The organism is Rathayibacter tritici, from assembly GCF_002932875.1.
Classification (GTDB): Bacteria; Actinomycetota; Actinomycetes; order Actinomycetales; family Microbacteriaceae; genus Rathayibacter; species Rathayibacter tritici.
In genome coordinates, this window is sequence record NZ_PSWS01000038.1 from 25958 (window position 1) to 42729 (window position 16772).

A 16772-nucleotide genomic window follows, 5' to 3' on the forward strand; every position below is an offset into this window, starting at 1 on the left:
ACGCCGCTTCGGCGCGGCCCGGTCACTCTAGGCGAATCGACGGCGTGTGGCGGGTCTGTGGCGCGAGAGGGGCGCTCGACGGCGGGCGGCGCACCGGCAGGAGGAGCATCAGCCCGACCGCGAGAACCAGGACGAGGCCGAGGATGCCCCAGTACTGCACGTTCGACTCCGCGCTCCCCGAGACCGAGGCGGCGATCGAGACGGCGGCCGCGAAGGCTGCGGGAGCAAGGAACGAGGCGGCCCGTCCGGTCGTCGCGTACAGGCCGAAGATCTCGCCCTCGCGTCCCTCCGGAATGAGGCGCGCGAGGTAGCTGCGGCTCGCCGACTGCGCCGGTCCAACGAACAGGCACAGCAGTAGCCCGAAGATCCAGAACACCGTCTTCCCGCCGTCGTGCAGCGCGAAGACGGTCGCGCCGCAGATCACCAGGCCGGTCAGCGAGGCGACGATCACCGCCTTCGGGCCGATGCGGTCGTCGAGCGCACCGACCGAGATGGTCGCCACTCCGGCCACGAGGTTCGCCGCGATCGCGAACAGGATCACCTCGCCGACGCTGAAGCCGAAGGTGCCCTGTGCCAGCACGCCGCCGAAGGTGAAGACGCCGGTGAGCCCGTCGCGGAACACCGCGCTGGCGATGAGGAAGGTCACGGTGCTGCGGCTCTCGCGCCAGAGAGCCGCGACCTGCGCGAACAGCGCCCGGTAGGAGGCGATCACCCCGACCCGCTCCCACCGGCCCGCGCGCGCGGGCGCCTCCGGAACCGCGAAGAGGACGGGCAGGGCGAAGGCCGCGAACCAGACACCGGCGAGCAAGAGTGAGACCCGCACGTCGAGGCCGTCGTCGCCGGTCACTCCGAAGAGGCCGACCTCGGGAGCGATGAAGCCGACGTAGACGATCAGCAGCAGCACGATGCCGCCCACGTAGCCCAGACCCCAGCCGAACCCGGAGACGCGGCCGATGCTCGCCCGCGTCGAGATCTGGGTGAGCATCGCGTTGTAGTTGACGCTCGCGAACTCGAAGAAGACCGTGCCGACCGCGAGCAGTCCGAGCCCCAGCCAGAGGAAGGCCGGCTCGGGGCGGACGAAGAACATCAGCAGGATGCAGAGAACGACGACTCCCGAGTGGACCCCCAGCCAGAGTCGGCGGCGGCCGCCGAGGTCGGCTCGCCGGCCGGTGATCGGGGCGATGACGGCGACGACCACTCCTGCGGCCGCGAGCGACCAGCCCAGCGCGGCGGAGACTCCGCTCGGCGTGCCGAAGAGCCCGTCGGTGGTGAGGTAGACGGTGAAGACGAAGGTCGTCACGACGGCGTTGAAGGCCGAGCCGCCCCAGTCCCACAGGCCCCAGGCGAGGACGGGCCAGCGGCCGGTGCGCGTCGTCATGGCCCCACCGTAAGGGGAGGAGGTGAACGCCCGGAAGCGCCGGGAGGGCGGGTCCCGCTCAGCGCGGAGACTGCTGCAGCGCCCCGGCGCCACTCTTCCTGCTCGCATCGATCACGAACTGCAACCGCCCCATCGATCGGGGGTGCACGGCGAGGAACGCCGGGAGCGTCAGGCGGGGCTGGATCGCCGCGATCGAGATGCCCTCGTAGACGTGCTCGGTCTCGTACGCGGCGAACACCGGCGTCCACATCGCCGTGGGGTGAGCCACCAGTTCGGCGAAGGTCGCCTCAACGGTGCTGAAGCGCATGCCGACTTCGACGCTGAGGCCGAGCGCAGCTAAGCCGCCGGAGAGGATGTCGTGCAGCGCCGGGTTCTCCTCCCGCGGGACGAGCGCGGCGGGGGACTGGGCCAGGTCGGCGAGCTGCACAGACTCCTGAGTGGCGAGGGGATGGTGCTCGGGCAGCGCGGCGACGAGTTCGTCGTCCCAGACGTGATGCGCGATCAGCGGGCCGCGGCGCACGCGCCCGCGGATGAACGCGGCGTCGAGTTCGCCTGCGGTGAGGAGAGCGCAGCGTTCCGCCGGCGGCACGGAGACGGTCCGCACGGAGTGACCGGCGCTCGCCAACAGGCGCAGGATGAAGGCGAGCCGGCGCCCCATGCCGAGACCGATACCCAGGCGCAGGACGCGACCCGGGTGCTCGTTCGCCCGCGCAGTCCCGACGAAGGATTCGGCGTCGTGCAGCAGGGCGCGCCCCGGAGCCACCAGCTCGCTCCCGGCGGCGGTGAGGCTGATCGCCCGACGGCTGCGATCGAACAGCTCGACTCCGATCAACTGCTCCAGGCGCTTGATCTGCTCGCTGACCACCGACGGCGGGAGCCGCAGGTGCGCGGCGGCGCGGCCGAAATGCAGCTCGTCGGCGACGGTCACGAAGATCCGGAGCTGACGCAGTTCCAGCGACATCCCGCCCCTCTCCGCGATCGTCCAGCGCCGACCGTTCGGCTGCGACGATAGCTCACTTCGCGGATCAGGTCTCGATCGCGGCGCGATGCGACTCCATGATCGTGACGTTCCAGTCAGTCACGAGAACGGGAGTTCAATCTATGAGTGTTGTAGCGATCATCGGAGACGGAAACGTCGGGGGTGCGCTGGCACGCGCGGCGCGTCGCAGCGGCAACGACGTCCAGCAGGTCACGCGGAAGACACCGAAAGAGGAGTCGGTCGCAGCGCTGGCGGGAGCGGATCTGGTGGTCCTCGCGCTGCCGTACGAGGCGGCCCTCGAGCTCGCGCCGGAGCAGGTCGCAGCACTCGCCGGGAAGACCGTTCTCGACGCCACCAACCCGCTCTCCGCGGACTTCGCTCGCCTCACCGTCGGCTTCAGCACCTCCGGTGGTGAGCAGATCGCGGCGCACCTGGGTCGGTCCAAGGTCGTCAAGGCGCTCAACGCCGTGCTCGCTCCCAACCACGACCCGGCGTCCTTCGAGGCCGGCTCGCTGTTCGTGCCGGTGGCGGGGGACGACGAGGACGCCAAGGCGCAGGTGCTCGGGTTCCTCGTCTCTCTGGGCTTCGACGCGGTCGACGCGGGTCCGCTCGGGAATGCCCGGTACATCGAGCCGCTCGCCGAGCTTCTGGTCCAGCTCGCCTACTTCCAAGGCAAGGGAACGGCTCTCGGCGTCTCCCTGCTCTGCGCCTGATCTCTCCGACGACGAGAGGCGGTGATGAGCGCGATCGATGCCCAGCCGCAGTCACCGAGGGCCGGCGTCGCGTCGGGCACGGGTGCCGTGTCCCGTGCGGCGCGGCTCCCGTCGCTCACTGCCGCTCGCTTCCCCGCCGCGCTGGCTGTGTTCGTCTTCCACGCGGCACTCCCGCAAGCGCCGTTCCTCGGCGGTTCACCAGAGATCGCGGATCCACTCTGGCGGGTCGCGGAGCACATCGGGGCGGCCGGGGTGAGCTTCTTCTTCCTGCTCAGCGGCTTCGTCATCGCCTGGTCGGTGCGGCCCGACGATACAGCCGCGGGCTTTTGGAGACGGCGCTTCGTCAAGATCCTCCCGGTGTACTGGGTCTGCGGTGTCGTGGCGCTCCTCGTGAGCCCGGGCGCCGCGCACCTGCTGCCGGGCTACCTCCTGATGACGCAGGCGTGGTCGCCCGACCCCGCTGTCTACTTCGGCCTCGATGCGCCGGGCTGGTCGCTCTGCGTCGAGGCGCTCTTCTACGTGCTGTTCCCGCTCGCCGCGCGAGCGATCGTGGGACGCCCGCCCCGCCGGGTCGTCCTGGCTGTCGCCGGCCTGGCGCTCCTCGTGATCGTCGGCACCGTGCTCCTCGCGCAGCTGCTTCCGATCGGCGAGCCGATGGCGCACGACTCCTCCGTGCGGAGTGTCCAGTACTGGCTCCTCTACGTTCTCCCGGTGGGGAGGCTGCCGGAGTTCGTCCTCGGGATCTGCGCGGCGATCGCGGTGCGGGACGGCTGGTTCCGGCCCGCGTCGCGCGCGCTCCCGGCGGTGGTTCTGGTGCTCGCGTACATCGGCGCGCTGTTCCTGCCCGCGCTCTGGTCGCAGAAGGCGGTCATCGTCCTCCCGTGTCTGTGGCTGATCGCGGCGTTGGCCGCGCACGACGCCCGCGGACCGCGCGGAGACGGTTCGCCCTGGTGGCGGCGGCTCGGGGAGTGGTCCTTCGCGTTCTACCTCATCCACCAGCCCGTGCTCGTTCTCCTCTCCGGCGCTGCCCGTTCCTCGGGGCCAGGGGAGTCGCTGCTCCTGCTCGCAGTGGCGGCGCTCACCTCCGCGGCCTCCGCGGCCGCTCTGTACTACGGACTCGAGCGGCCGCTGATGCGCCGCTGGGCCACCGGGCGCGCGAGGTGAGCACCCGGGCCCGTGAGCACCCGGGCCCGACACCATCCCGACCCACACCACTCCACCCGAGAAAACCAAGAAGGAATCATGGCACTCACCCTCTCCCGTCCCGCGCTCGATGACCGACGCCCTCCCCTCGTCGGCACCGATCGGATGCAGGTCGTCGAACTCGCCGGTCCCGGCGACCTCCGCTCGTCCACTCGACCGATCCCGTCGACCCCGTCCGACGGAGTCCTCCTGCGCACCCGCGCTGTCTCGCTCTGCTCCACCGACGTCTCCTTCTTCGAGGGGCACCTCTTCCCCGACGACTATCCCGTCGTCCTCGGCCACGAGTACGTGGGCGACGTCATCGATGTGGGACCGGAGATCGCCGCGGCCGAGACTGTCCGCGTCGGGGACCGCCTCGTGTACTGGGGTCAGACGGACTTCGACGGGCTCGCCGAGTACCGCAGCGTGCGGCCCGTCTTCGCGGGCGAGCGCAAGACGGATCCCTTCCCGGCCGAGCGGTCCTTCGTCGACGACCGGCGCGCCGCGGCGGTCGTGGTCCCGTCCTCACTGCCGGACATCGGCGCGTCCCTGATCGAGCCGACGACGGGAGTGCTCCGCTCCATCCTCGGCAATCCGCCGGCCGTGGGTGACCGGGTGCTGATTCTGGGTGCCGGACCGATCGGCATCATCGCCGGGAGCATCCTCCAGAAGACGTTCGCGGTCAGTGAGGTCGTGGTCCTCGATCAGAATCCCGCCCGGAATGCGCAGGCGGCCGCGATCTTCGCCGACCGTGCGGTCACGCCCGGCGAGCTCACCGAGATCCCCGACGACCACTTCGACTACGTCTTCGACGGCCTCCCGACGATCCGCGTCGACGACGACGAGCACGATCCTCGACGTCAGGCCATGCGGCGCCTGCGCCCGAATGGGCGGTACGTCCTCTACGGTGCGTCGCAGGAGTTGCAGAAGTTCGACACCTGGCTCGTGCTGGCCAAGGGCATCAGGATCGTGTCCGTCCCCTTCGATGTCCGCGCTTTCCCGATGCATCGCAGCGCCGTCGTCATCCGCACGGCACTCGCGGCGATCACCTCCGGAGTCGTGGACGTCGACTCGCTCGTCACTCGCGTCCATCCGTTCGCCGATTTCGAGGGGCTGCGGACGATTTTCGCCGAGTACCGTATGACGTCGGAGATGAAGATCGTCATCGACTTCTCCGGTTGATCCCTCTGCCGCGCTCCGCTCGCCGTGACGCGGACGTTCCACCTCGACAGCACTGGAAGGGCTGCACGTGTCGTCGTCCTACGAATGGCTCCTGCGCGACGTCCGGCTCAACGGCAGTCGCCGGTCGGACCGCACCGGCACCGGAACCCTCAGCGTCTTCGGTCGGCACCTGCGCTACGACCTTGGCTCAGGCTTTCCGCTGGTGACGACCAAGCGGGTGCACTTCCCGTCCATTGCGCAGGAGCTGTTCTGGTTCCTGCGCGGCGAGACGAATGTCGGCTGGCTGCGGGAACGGGGTGTGTCGATCTGGGACGAGTGGGCCGATGAGAGCGGAGACCTCGGGCCGATCTACGGTGCGCAGTGGCGACGATGGGGGACGAAGACGGGGGAGTCGATCGATCAGATCGCTCGGGCCGTCGAACAGATCCGTTTCGATCCGAGCTCGAGGAGGATCGTGGTCTCGGCGTGGAACGTCGGCGAGATCGACGACATGGCTCTGGCGCCCTGCCATGTCCTTTTCCAGTTCTACGTCGACGATGACCGCCTCTCCTGTCACGTCTACCAGCGCAGCGCCGATCTGTTCCTCGGCGTGCCGTTCAATCTCGCCAGCTACGCCCTCCTCACTCACCTGATCGCCGACCACTGCGCGCTCACGGTCGGCGAGCTGGTGTGGAGCGCCGGCGACTGCCACATCTACCTCAACCACCTCGACCAGGTCGATGAGCAGTTGTCCCGGCGGCCTTTCCCGTTCCCGACCCTCTCGCTGCGTCGGCATCTGCTCGAACTCGATCAGTACGGGCTCGACGACGTGGAACTCGCGAACTACCGCGCTCACGGCGTGCTCCGGGCGCCGGTCGCGCGGTGATCGCCAGGACGGGGAGGAGGGGGCCGGGTTGCGGGACGGGGAGGAGGGGCCGGGTTGCGGTCGAAGTTGAGTTCTCCAGGCTCAGGTTCGTGAGGGTGAACTTGACGCTCGGGCGAGGATGGCTAAACTTGAGCGTGCGGGACTCAACTCCCGCAGAGGACTCCCCACCACCCGTGACTTGATCGGCCGTCGCCTGAGCGACGCCGATCGCGAAGGAGAACAACGCATATGTCCCGTGCCGTAGGCATCGACCTGGGAACCACCAACTCTGTCGTGGCCGTCCTCGAGGGAGGCGAGCCCACCGTCATCGCCAACGCCGAGGGCTTCCGCACCACCCCGTCGGTCGTGGCGTTCACCAAGGACGGCGAGGTGCTGGTCGGTGAGACCGCGAAGCGCCAGGCCGTCACCAACGTCGACCGCACCATCGCCTCGGTCAAGCGCCACATGGGCACGGACTGGACGTTCGGCGTGGAGGAGAAGAAGTACACGCCGCAGGAGATCTCGGCCCGCATCCTGGGCAAGCTCAAGCGCGATGCGGAGCAGTACCTCGGCGACAAGGTGAGTGACGCGGTCATCACCGTCCCGGCCTACTTCAATGACGCCGAGCGCCAGGCGACGAAAGACGCCGGCGAGATCGCGGGCCTCAACGTTCTGCGCATCATCAACGAGCCCACCGCGGCCGCCCTCGCCTACGGCCTGGACAAGGGCAAGGAGGACGAGCTCATCCTCGTCTTCGACCTCGGCGGCGGGACGTTCGACGTCTCCCTCCTCGAGGTGGGCAAGGACGACGACTTCTCCACCATCCAGGTCCGCGCGACCTCCGGCGACAACCGTCTCGGCGGCGATGACTGGGATCAGCGCGTCGTCGACCACCTGGTCAAGCGCTTCAAGGACTCGACCGGCGTCGACGTCTCCAAGGACAAGATCGCTCGTCAGCGCCTCAAGGAGGCCGCGGAGCAGGCGAAGAAGGAGCTGTCCTCGAGCACCTCGACCAGCATCCAGCTGCCCTACCTCTCGCTCACCGAGAACGGCCCGGCGAACCTCGACGAGACGCTCACCCGCGCCAAGTTCGAGGAGCTCACCAGCGACCTGATCGAGCGCACTCGCAAGCCCTTCACCGACGTCATTGCCGAGGCGGGCGTCAAGGTCGAGGACATCGCGCACGTCGTCCTCGTCGGCGGCTCGACCCGCATGCCGGCCGTGGCCGAGCTCGTGAAGAAGCTCACCGGCGGCAAGGAGCCGAACAAGGGCGTCAACCCGGACGAGGTCGTTGCCGTGGGCGCCGCGCTGCAGGCCGGTGTCCTCAAGGGAGAGCGCAAGGACGTCCTTCTGATCGACGTGACTCCGCTCTCGCTGGGCATCGAGACCAAGGGCGGAATCATGACCAAGCTCATCGAGCGCAACACAGCGATCCCGACCAAGCGCTCCGAGACCTTCACCACGGCCGACGACAACCAGCCGTCCGTCGCCATCCAGGTCTTCCAGGGCGAGCGCGAGTTCACCCGCGACAACAAGAACCTGGGCACCTTCGAGCTGACCGGGATCGCGCCGGCCCCGCGCGGTATCCCGCAGGTCGAGGTCACCTTCGACATCGACGCCAACGGCATCGTGCACGTGTCCGCGAAGGACAAGGGCACCGGCAAGGAGCAGTCGATGACGATCACGGGCGGCTCCTCGCTGCCCAAGGACGACATCGACCGCATGGTCCGCGAGGCCGAGGAGCACGCTGCCGAGGACAAGGCCCGCCGTGAGGCCGCCGAGATCCGCAACAACGCCGAGACCCTCGCGTACTCGATCGACAAGCTGATCAAGGACAACGAGGAGAAGCTGCCGGAGGACGTCACGTCCGAGGTGCAGGGCGATGTCGACGCGCTGAAGACCGCGCTCGCCGGCGACGACGACGCGGCCGTCAAGACCGCGTTCGACGCGCTCAACGCCTCGCAGACCAAGATCGGTCAGGCGATCTACTCCCAGGACCAGGCTGCGCAGAGCGCCCCCGCGGACGCTCCGGCCGACGGTGACAAGAAGGCCGACGAGGACATCGTCGACGCCGAGGTCATCGACGAGGACGAGCCGAAGGACAAGAAGTAGTCATGGCAGCCCAGAGCCACCCCGAGAACGAGCCCCAGGACGAGCCCCGCGACCTCCCCGAGGAGCAGTCGGTCACTGGCGGCGAGGCGGGAGCCGAGGCGGCGCAGGACGCGCAAGACCAGGAGGGCCTCATCGAGGCCGAAGGGCCGGACGTCGAGACCAGCCTCTCGGACGCCGACCTCTCCTTCCTCTCCGGTCAGTCCAGCGCCGAGACGCTCGCCGCGGAGCACCTCGCCGACCTTCAGCGGGTCACCGCCGAGTACGCGAACTACCGCAAGCGCACCGAGTCGAACCGCCAGGTCGACAAGGAGCGGGCGATCGGCGACGCGGTGAAGGTCATCCTCCCCGTGCTTGACGACCTCGACCGCGCCGAGAAACACGGCGACCTCGCCGAGGGCGGCCCGTTCACGGCCATCGCGCAGAAGTTGCGCGGCGGAGTGGAGAAGCTCGGCCTGGTGAAGACCGGCGCCGCGGGGGACCTGTTCGACCCGACCATTCACGAGGCGATCTTCCAGCAGCCCACCCCCGGAGCCGAGACCTCCACGGTCGCGGACGTCGTCGAGTCGGGCTACTACCTCGGAGGCTCGCTGCTGCGGGCCGCCAAGGTGGTCGTGGCCGTCCCCGCGGACTGACCCGATCACCCGCACCACCACCGCGGAGGACCCCGCCCCGCTCGGCAGAACGCTGCCGCCCCGGGCGGGGTCCCTCGCCGCATTCGACACAGGAAGAGGCACATGGCCAGCCAGGATTGGTTCGACAAGGACTTCTACACAGTCCTCGGCGTGTCCAAGGACGTCTCCGCGGCGGACCTGAAGAAGACGTACCGCAAGCTCGCCCGCCAGTTCCACCCGGATTCCAACCCCGGCGACGCGAAGGCCGAGGCGCGCTTCAAGGAGATCAGCGAGGCGTACACCGTGCTCTCGGACGCCGATCAGCGCAAAGAATACGACCAGATCCGCGCGATGGGCGGCGGGGCGCGCTTCACCGCCGGCGGCCAGCCCGGAGGATTCGACGACGTCTTCGGCGGCATGTTCGGCCAGGGTGGGCGCAACACCTACAGCACGCAGCAGGGCCCACCGCCCGGATTCGAGGACATCCTCGGCGGCATGTTCGGCGGCGGAGGCAGTCGCTTCGGCCAGCCCAGCGGCGGCTACCGCGGATATGGCGGCCCGCAGAAGGGCGCCGATGTCACCGCCAGCACCACCATCGACTTCCGCACCGCCACGCGTGGTGACACCGTGCAGCTGCAGACCGGCGACGGGCGCACCCTCTCGGTGCGCATCCCGGCTGGCGTGGCCGACGAGCAGAAGATCCGCGTCCGTGGCAAGGGTCGCCCGAGCCCCGACGGAGGCGAGCCCGGAGACCTCGTGCTGACCGTCTCGGTGCGCAAGCACCCCGTCTTCGAGCGGGACGGAGTGAACCTGCGGGTCACAGTCCCCGTCACCTTCGTCGAGGCCGTCTTCGGCGCGACGATCGAGGTGCCGACGCTGGGCGGCGAGCCCGTCAAGCTGCGGGTCGCCGCGGGCACGCCGAGCGGTCGGGTACTGCGGGTCAAGGGCCGCGGAGTCACGACCTCGAAGGGCACGGGCGATCTGCTCGCGGTGCTCCAGGTGGCCGTCCCGGGCCATCTGTCCGCCGCCGCCCGCGAGGCCCTCGAGGCCTTCGCCGCCGCCGAGCCGGACGAGGATCCGCGCGAGGACATCCTGGAGAAGGCCCGCTACTAGTCGAGGCACTGGTCGGCGCGGCCGGTCGGAGGAGGAGGGGACATGGACGAGAACACGCCCGTCTTCGCGATCGCCGTCGCCGCCGAGCTCGCGGGGATGCACCCGCAGACGCTACGGCAGTACGACCGCCTCGGGCTTGTGAGCCCGACGCGCACCGCGGGGAAGTCGCGCCGCTACTCGATGCGCGACGTGGTGCAGTTGCGCGAGGTCGCGCGAGCGTCCTCCGAGGGCGTCTCGCTCGAGGGTATCGCCCGGATCCTGCAGCTCGAGAATCAGGTGCAGTCGCTCTCCCAGCGGGTGCGCGAGCTGGAGACGGCTCTGGCGGACGAACTGCTCAACCGGCCGGGCCGCCGCGTTTTCGCTGCCGGCCTGGAGGGCGACGTGGTCACCCTGCGCCACGGCACGCGCGCACAGCGCCGCACAGAACTGGTCATCTGGCGCCCCGCGCCGCCATCCGGCGCCACCGACGACCGCACTCCCTGAACGAGGGATAGCCTGTCCGGGCGCCGCGTCACTCCGCGGCGTCCGCTCCGCCGCGAGGAGCGGAGAGCAGGAGGATCACCGTGGACCACGACAGCACTGACCCGCGCGACGAGCGCGACGCCCCCCAGGAGCAGGCGGCGGAGGCGGATCCCGCGGAGGCGGAACCCGCGGACGTGGATCCCGTGGAGGCGGAACCCGTGGACGTGGAACCCCTGGAGGCGGACCCCGCGGACGGAGACCCCGCTCCGGCAGAAGCCGCACCGGCCCGTGGTCGCGACCCGGTTGTCCCCGACAACGGCTTCACCCGCGAGTCCTACGCGATCCACGCCACACGCAGCGAGCTACCGCTGTTCACGACGGCGCTGAATGGTCGACGTGATGACGTCGGCTGGCTGTCGTCGCTCTCGAGCGTGCTCGCGGGCCCGGGCGGACCCGTCGGCTCTGCGGACTCGACCGCCGCCGCGGCGCAAGCGGCCATCGATCGCCGCACCCCTCGCCAGCGCGACGACTCCTGAGCGCGAGCGGGTTCTGGTCGCGCGGGGCTCTAGTCGCGCGTGCGCGTGCTGGCGAGCCGGGCGTCGCCCAGGCGGCCACCGCTGAAGCGCGCGAGGAGCTCGGAGCCGAACGGCAGGGCGCGTGCCAGGGGCGGGCCTTCGACGCGCTCCTCGTCGGTGTAGCCGAGGAGGGTGTACATCCCTACTACGGCGATCGCGGCGATAGTGGCCACTCGACCCGGGATCTGGTCCATCGTGCCGCCCCCGCCATCGACCGGCTCCGCCAGCGTGACGCACATCAGGAAGATCGACGCGTACACCGCCAGGTGCACGTGAGCGCCGCGCCAGGGCCGCGCGAGTGCAGCGATCGGCAATATCCATAGGACGTACCACGGGTGGACGGCCGTCGAGGCCGTCACGAATGCCAGAAGCGCTCCGGACAGGCGGGCGAGCGGATCGATCGACCGGCGCGAGAGCATCAGGCGCGCGGCGATCAGACCGGCGAGGCCCAGCGCGAGGACCTTCGCCACGGCGATGGCCGCGGCAGGGTCGTGGCCCGTGAACTCGACGGTGCGGGAGAGGGCGACCGTGACGAACGACATCGGCGCGTACCAGTGCAAAATCGAACCGGGCACGACCATCGCCGCGACCCAGCCGACTCCGACACCCGCGAGCAGCCCCACCGCGACTACGAGGCCCAGCGCCCCGGCGCCGGTCCACAGCCAGCCGCGGGCGCGCTCACGCCAGGTCGCGTCGTGACGCAGCCACAGCAGCGCGAGCACGGGCAGGGCGAGGACAGCGATCGGCTTGATCGCGATCGCGCCGGCCATCAGCACGACGGCAGCGATGCGGCGGTCGGTCTGCGCGTAGTAGAGCGAGGCGAGAATGAGCGCCAGCATCACGGAGTCGTTGTGACCCGCGACGATGAACAGCACCAGCGTGAGCGGATTGGCGACAAGTGTCCATGCCGTGAGCGACACGGAGAGGCCGCGCAGGCGCGCCAGGCGCAGTGCGTAGACCGCCATCACGACCACTCCCGCTGCCGAGACGGCGCGGAGCATCGCGATGGAGAGCTCGGGCGAGCCGTAGCCCGCGAGCTGCACAGCGGTGCGTTCGACCAGGAGGTACAACGGCCCGTACGGCGTGGGGGTGTCCGCCCAGAGCGGATCGACGCCGAGGCTGAACCAGCCGGGCAGGGTCGCGACGCCGTTCGTGTAAGGGTCGATCCCCTGCGTCATCAGGCGGCCCTGCGCGACGTAGGAGAACATGTCGTGGCTGAACAGCGGTACCGTGACCAGCAGCGGTGCGGCCCAGGCGAGGGCGGCGACCAGGATCGTGCGGACGGAGCCGGGTCCGGCGGCGAGTGCGACTGAGCGCAGGCGCAGCCAGGCGATCAGCAGCAGCATCCCGCCGCCGACCACAAGGGCGGCACTCCACTCCGTCAGCCAGCCGGTGGCGCGGATCGACGCGACGACAGGCCAGTCGCGGATCGGCGAGTCGGCCGGGAGGTAGCCCACGCCGAGTGAACCGAAGAGGATGGAGAGCGAGCCGAGCAGGCCCGTCGCCAGCGGAGCGGCGTCGAGAAAGAGGGGCCGCGGTCGACGTCGCCGTGTCGCTGCCCCTGCCGTGACCGGCCGTTCGATCGTCCCCCGTGAAACCATTGTTCCCACGGTAGGGGATCCGACTCCGAAGCGCATGGACGGGCGATGAATGGTTGACCAGTTGGCGTTCGCGTCGTGTCACCGGCCGGAGGGCCTCCGCTCAGGTCGCCTGCGGCACCGGGACCGGCTCGGCGAAGCGGAGCTGGTTGCCGAACGGGTCGATCACCTCGAGTGCGAAGCCGAACGGCGTGCGGGTGATGCGGGGGTTGAGGTACGGGTAGGCCTTCGCATCGAGCTCGGCGTGCAGCTCGCGGACACCGCGGAGCGCGACGTGCACGGCCGCACCCGGGCTGCCGTCGCGGTGATGCTCGCTGAGGTGCAGGCGCAGACCCGAGCGCGAGACCTGGAGGTAGAGGGGCGCGTCGAGCGAGGCACGGTGCTCCCAATCCACCTCGAAGCCGAGGTAGTCGACGTAGAACTCGCCCGCCTTGGCGACCGAGAAGATCCGCAGGATCGGCACCGCGGCCTCCAGGCGCACCGCCTCGAGCCGGCCCGGCTCCTGCGCCGTCGTCCGGTCCCGCGCTCGTCGTCTCGTCTCCACGCCACGAGGGTAGCCGCCCCGCACTCGACGCGGAGCCGACTGCGTCAGTTCACCAGGCCCAGGGCGCGAAGCAGCCGGAGAGTCTCGACCCCGGCGGGCGGGCAGCGATCAGCGTCGGAGCTGTCGACCCAGTGCAGCGAGTCGATCTCGCCGCTCGGGCGCGCCTCGCGATCGAGCTGGGCGGCGAAGACACTCATGTGCACGTCGCCCCCCTCCGGCTCGCCGTGCGCCTGGGTGCGAACGGTGAACAGCGGCTCGAGCCCGAGCGCGTCGGCGCCGAGCTCCTCGCGGGTCTCCCGCGCCGCCGCGTCGATCGCACTCTCGCCCTCGTCGACCTTGCCGCCGGGGAGATAGAGGACGTCGCGGCCGCGAGCGGTGACCATGAGGACGCGCCGCTCGCGCACGACGGCGACAGCGGACACGACGATCGGCGGGAGAGCGCTCATCCGTTCATCATGCCCGTCACGGGCGGGCCGGCGCCGCGAGCCCGCGGCTAGCATGGGGGCACACCAGAAGGACGCGCGCAGCCGGCGCGCGCCGGGGCCCCGTGCGCCCGAACAGCTGAGGAGCAACCCGTGGCAGAACCCACCACCCTCGACACAGTCATCACCCTCGCGCAGCACAGGGGATTCGTCTTCCCCTCGGGTGAGATCTACGGGGGCACCCGCTCCGCGTGGGACTACGGGCCGCTCGGCGTGGAGTTCAAGGAGAACATCAAGCGCCAGTGGTGGAAGACCTTCGTGCAGGGTCGTGGCGATGTGGTCGGCCTCGACTCCGCGGTCATCCTGCCCACGGCGATCTGGCACGCCTCCGGCCATGTCGGCGTCTTCTCGGACCCGCTGACGGAGTCGCTGATCACCCACAAGCGGTACCGCGCCGACCACCTCTTCGAGAAGTACGAGGAGGTCAACGGCCACCCGCCCGCGAACGGCCTCGATGACATCCCCGATCCGGAGCACCCAGACAAGGTCGGTCAGTGGACCGAGATCAAGCAGTTCTCGGGATTGATGAAGACCTACCTAGGCGTCGTCGACGACGAGTCCGGACTGCACTACCTCCGCCCCGAGACCGCGCAGGGCATCTTCACCAACTTCGCGAACGTGCTGCAGAGCGCCCGGCGGAAGCCGCCGTTCGGCATCGGCCAGATCGGCAAGGCGTTCCGCAACGAGATCACGCCGGGAAACTTCATCTTCCGTACCCGCGAGTTCGAGCAGATGGAGCTCGAGTTCTTCGTCGAGCCCGGCACCGACGAGGAGTGGCAGGAGACCTGGATGCAGCTCGCCTGGGACTGGTTCGTCGGCCTCGGGATGAACCCCGAGAACATCCGTCAGTACGAGCACCCCAAGGACAAGCTCTCCCACTACTCCAAGCGCACTGTCGACATCGAGTACCGCTTTGACTTCGCCTCGGGCGAGTGGGGTGAGCTGATGGGAGTCGCGAATCGCACCGACTACGACCTGAAGACGCACATCGAGCACTCGGGCAAAGACCTCTCGTTCTTCGACCAGAACAAGAACGAGCGCTACGTGCCGTTCGTGATCGAACCGTCGTTCGGTCTGACCCGCGCGCTGATGGCATTCCTCGTCGACGCCTACGAGGAGCAGGAGCTGCCGCCGAACGCCAAGGGCAAGGTCGAGACGCGCACCGTGCTGCACCTCGACCCGCGCCTGGCGCCGGTGAAGGTCGCCGTCCTTCCGCTCTCGCGCAACGAGGCCCTCTCGCCGCTCGCCCGCCGCGTCGCCGACCAGCTGCGCCAGCTCTGGAACGTCGACTTCGACGACTCCGGAGCGATCGGCCGCCGCTACCGCCGCCAGGACGAGATCGGCACCCCGTACTGCGTGACCGTCGATTTCGACTCCCTCGAGGACGACGCGGTGACTGTCCGTGACCGCGACACGATGAAGCAGGAGCGCATCCCGCTCACCGAGCTGGAGGCATACCTGTTCGCTGGTCTACGCGGCGCCTAACTCGCTGGGCGAGATGCCACTTGTGACGCGCCGTAGCGGCGTGTCGGCCTCATAAGTGGCATCTCGCGGGGAGGGCGGGGAGGCGGGAGGGCAGCGGAGAGGAGGGGTGCGTAGCGGTTACGCGTTGAACGGGAGTCGCAGGCTCACGCGGTGGCCGCACCCGAGTCGGGGCGGGCGGTGGCGGCGGGCTCGGCCGGGACCTCGATGCCGAACAGCGCCTCGAGTCCGGTGAGGTACGCCTCCTGAGCCCCGGCTCGCGCGTAGTCGCGGGCCCGGACGCTGGGGGTGTGCAGCAGGACGCCCGCGAGGTGGCGGAGGGCCTGCTCTGTGCGGCCGTCCTCGTCGCCGCGGGAGCGGGCGCGCTCGATCTCGGCGTCGAGCGCGTCGAAGACGTGCGAGCGCAGCGCGACAACAGCCGGGGTCAGGCTCTTCTCGTCGGCGACGTCCGAGAACTTCCGGACCGCCCTGTCGACCAGGGCGCGCGCCTGCTGCGACGCGTCGAGCACGTCGAGCGGGGCGTGCAGGCTGATGGTCTCGAGGTCGAGCAGCTCGACACCGGTGACCGAGGTCACGTCAGCGGCGACATTGCGGGGCAGGCCCAGGTCGATCACGAGTTGGCGCTCGCGGGAGAAGCCCTGCAGGCGGCCCTCGGCGAGCAGCGCCGCATCGAGCACCGGCTCCGGTGTGGTGGTGCAGGTGATGACGATGTCGGCCGAGACGGCCTCGAGCGCGAGGTCGGTCGCGTCGATGGGGCGGAGCGATCGGCGGGCGGCGAAGCCTTCGGCGCGGCCGGAGGGGGAGTGCACGGCGATGTCGACGACTCCGCGGTCGCGCAGGGCGGCGACGGTGGCCCGCGCGTAGCTGCCGGTGCCGACGAGCAGGACGCGGGCGGCGCGCCAGTCGGTGATGCGGCTCGCCGCCAGATCGAGGGCGAGGCGCACGATCGAGCGGCCGGCACTGCCGAGTCCGGTGCGGTTCTTGATGCCGCGGGAGGTCTGCGAGGCGCGCTGGAACAGCCGCTCGAGCTCGGAGGAGGTGGTGCCGAGGCGTCGCGCCTCCTCGAGGGATCGGCGGACCTGGCCCGCGATCTCGCCCTCGCCGACGACAACGGACTCGAGCCCGCTGGAAACGGCGAACAGGTGCTCGGCCACTTGGTCGCCCGAGACGACGTCGACGCTGCCGCGCAGCTCGTCCTGCTCCACGCCCGTCGCAGCGCTGACGGCGGCGGTCGCGGCTTCGACCGCGACGGCCCGCGCGGCGGTCAGCGGCTCCTCGATGTCGAGGTAGGCCTCGAAGCGGTTGCAGGTCGCGACGACGACGGCTCCGGAGACGAAGTCGATCCCCCCGGACAGGGCCGCGGTCACGGCGGCGGAGTCGACGGAGAGCTTCTCGAGGAGATCGAAGCTGGCGTTCTTGTGCGACGCCGTCAGACACAGAAGCACCACGTCAGTGTACCCGCGCTCCCCGAAGGCGGGGCGCGGGGCGGGGGAGGAATGCACGGATGCGCCGGGA

Annotated in this window: 16 protein-coding genes; 10 read left to right on the top strand and 6 right to left on the bottom strand. The window is 69.9% G+C overall.

Features of this window, described 5'->3' with window-relative positions:
• Positions 1-22 precede the first annotated feature (22 nt).
• Together C5D07_RS05410 and C5D07_RS05415 are read right to left on the bottom strand one after the other, a co-directional pair.
• The gene (locus tag C5D07_RS05410) at positions 23-1378 is read right to left on the bottom strand and encodes an MFS transporter (protein ID WP_104258896.1); all 1356 of its coding nucleotides are present in this window, start codon (positions 1376-1378) and stop codon (positions 23-25) included.
• Between the two features lie 58 nt (positions 1379-1436).
• On the bottom strand, positions 1437-2339 hold the full coding sequence (locus C5D07_RS05415; protein ID WP_068250964.1) for a LysR family transcriptional regulator: 903 nt from the start codon (positions 2337-2339) through the stop codon (positions 1437-1439).
• A 140-nt stretch (positions 2340-2479) separates the two neighbouring features.
• Here C5D07_RS05415 and C5D07_RS05420 point away from each other — a divergent pair, with 140 nt between their 5' ends.
• From C5D07_RS05420 to C5D07_RS05460, 9 genes are all read left to right on the top strand, one after another.
• Positions 2480-3070 carry an NADPH-dependent F420 reductase gene (locus C5D07_RS05420; RefSeq protein ID WP_104258880.1) on the top strand — a complete coding sequence of 197 codons (591 nt, stop codon included), beginning with the start codon at positions 2480-2482 and terminating at the stop codon, positions 3068-3070.
• 24 nt (positions 3071-3094) lie between these two features.
• On the top strand, positions 3095-4234 hold the full coding sequence (locus tag C5D07_RS05425; RefSeq protein WP_068250972.1) for an acyltransferase family protein: 1140 nt from the start codon (positions 3095-3097) through the stop codon (positions 4232-4234).
• Positions 4235-4312: 78 nt separating this feature from the next.
• Complete coding sequence (locus C5D07_RS05430; RefSeq protein ID WP_084415752.1) at positions 4313-5434, top strand: zinc-dependent alcohol dehydrogenase; 1122 nt, start codon at positions 4313-4315, stop codon at positions 5432-5434.
• 61 nt (positions 5435-5495) lie between these two features.
• The gene (locus C5D07_RS05435; protein WP_208855062.1) at positions 5496-6299 is read left to right on the top strand and encodes a thymidylate synthase; all 804 of its coding nucleotides are present in this window, start codon (positions 5496-5498) and stop codon (positions 6297-6299) included.
• Between the two features lie 228 nt (positions 6300-6527).
• On the top strand, positions 6528-8390 hold the full coding sequence (dnaK, locus tag C5D07_RS05440) for a molecular chaperone DnaK (protein ID WP_068250976.1): 1863 nt from the start codon (positions 6528-6530) through the stop codon (positions 8388-8390).
• Positions 8391-8392: 2 nt separating this feature from the next.
• Positions 8393-9022 carry a nucleotide exchange factor GrpE gene (locus tag C5D07_RS05445; protein WP_068250978.1) on the top strand — a complete coding sequence of 210 codons (630 nt, stop codon included), beginning with the start codon at positions 8393-8395 and terminating at the stop codon, positions 9020-9022.
• Between the two features lie 102 nt (positions 9023-9124).
• Entirely contained in the window at positions 9125-10114 is a 990-nt protein-coding gene (locus C5D07_RS05450) for a DnaJ C-terminal domain-containing protein (protein WP_068250980.1), read from the top strand.
• Between the two features lie 42 nt (positions 10115-10156).
• Positions 10157-10597, top strand: coding sequence for a heat shock protein transcriptional repressor HspR (locus C5D07_RS05455; RefSeq protein WP_068250985.1), 441 nt, complete (start codon positions 10157-10159; stop codon positions 10595-10597).
• Between the two features lie 80 nt (positions 10598-10677).
• Positions 10678-11112 (top strand): hypothetical protein, encoded by a 435-nt coding sequence (locus tag C5D07_RS05460; protein WP_104258881.1) that lies wholly within the window; start codon positions 10678-10680, stop codon positions 11110-11112.
• Positions 11113-11141: 29 nt separating this feature from the next.
• On the opposite strand, the gene mptB is transcribed toward C5D07_RS05460, so the two are convergent.
• The 3 genes from mptB to C5D07_RS05475 all read right to left on the bottom strand — a co-directional run bounded on the left by mptB (position 11142) and on the right by C5D07_RS05475 (position 13739).
• Positions 11142-12752, bottom strand: a complete 1611-nt coding sequence (mptB, locus tag C5D07_RS05465) for a polyprenol phosphomannose-dependent alpha 1,6 mannosyltransferase MptB (RefSeq protein WP_068250991.1) — start codon at positions 12750-12752, stop codon at positions 11142-11144.
• 100 nt (positions 12753-12852) lie between these two features.
• Positions 12853-13293 (bottom strand): glyoxalase superfamily protein, encoded by a 441-nt coding sequence (locus C5D07_RS05470; protein ID WP_208855041.1) that lies wholly within the window; start codon positions 13291-13293, stop codon positions 12853-12855.
• A 44-nt stretch (positions 13294-13337) separates the two neighbouring features.
• On the bottom strand, positions 13338-13739 hold the full coding sequence (locus C5D07_RS05475) for an NUDIX hydrolase (RefSeq protein WP_068250997.1): 402 nt from the start codon (positions 13737-13739) through the stop codon (positions 13338-13340).
• A 129-nt stretch (positions 13740-13868) separates the two neighbouring features.
• On the opposite strand from C5D07_RS05475, the gene C5D07_RS05480 reads away from it, so the two are divergent.
• Positions 13869-15260 carry a glycine--tRNA ligase gene (locus tag C5D07_RS05480; RefSeq protein ID WP_104258882.1) on the top strand — a complete coding sequence of 464 codons (1392 nt, stop codon included), beginning with the start codon at positions 13869-13871 and terminating at the stop codon, positions 15258-15260.
• Between the two features lie 143 nt (positions 15261-15403).
• Here the strand turns inward: C5D07_RS05480 and C5D07_RS05485 are convergent, their stop codons facing one another.
• Positions 15404-16702, bottom strand: coding sequence for a glutamyl-tRNA reductase (locus tag C5D07_RS05485; RefSeq protein WP_068256849.1), 1299 nt, complete (start codon positions 16700-16702; stop codon positions 15404-15406).
• Positions 16703-16772: the final 70 nt, after the last annotated feature.

What these genes read in the sequence shown, in the direction of transcription:
- C5D07_RS05430 (WP_084415752.1), top strand. Translation starts at nt 4,313, where the DNA reads ATGGCACTCACCCTCTCCCGTCCCGCGCTCGATGACCGACGCCCTCCC.
- C5D07_RS05410 (WP_104258896.1), bottom strand. Translation starts at nt 1,378, where the DNA reads ATGACGACGCGCACCGGCCGCTGGCCCGTCCTCGCCTGGGGCCTGTGG.
- C5D07_RS05415 (WP_068250964.1), bottom strand. Translation starts at nt 2,339, where the DNA reads ATGTCGCTGGAACTGCGTCAGCTCCGGATCTTCGTGACCGTCGCCGAC.
- C5D07_RS05420 (WP_104258880.1), top strand. Translation starts at nt 2,480, where the DNA reads ATGAGTGTTGTAGCGATCATCGGAGACGGAAACGTCGGGGGTGCGCTG.
- C5D07_RS05445 (WP_068250978.1), top strand. Translation starts at nt 8,393, where the DNA reads ATGGCAGCCCAGAGCCACCCCGAGAACGAGCCCCAGGACGAGCCCCGC.
- C5D07_RS05425 (WP_068250972.1), top strand. Translation starts at nt 3,095, where the DNA reads ATGAGCGCGATCGATGCCCAGCCGCAGTCACCGAGGGCCGGCGTCGCG.
- C5D07_RS05455 (WP_068250985.1), top strand. Translation starts at nt 10,157, where the DNA reads ATGGACGAGAACACGCCCGTCTTCGCGATCGCCGTCGCCGCCGAGCTC.
- mptB (WP_068250991.1), bottom strand. Translation starts at nt 12,752, where the DNA reads ATGGTTTCACGGGGGACGATCGAACGGCCGGTCACGGCAGGGGCAGCG.
- C5D07_RS05475 (WP_068250997.1), bottom strand. Translation starts at nt 13,739, where the DNA reads ATGAGCGCTCTCCCGCCGATCGTCGTGTCCGCTGTCGCCGTCGTGCGC.
- dnaK (WP_068250976.1), top strand. Translation starts at nt 6,528, where the DNA reads ATGTCCCGTGCCGTAGGCATCGACCTGGGAACCACCAACTCTGTCGTG.
- C5D07_RS05450 (WP_068250980.1), top strand. Translation starts at nt 9,125, where the DNA reads ATGGCCAGCCAGGATTGGTTCGACAAGGACTTCTACACAGTCCTCGGC.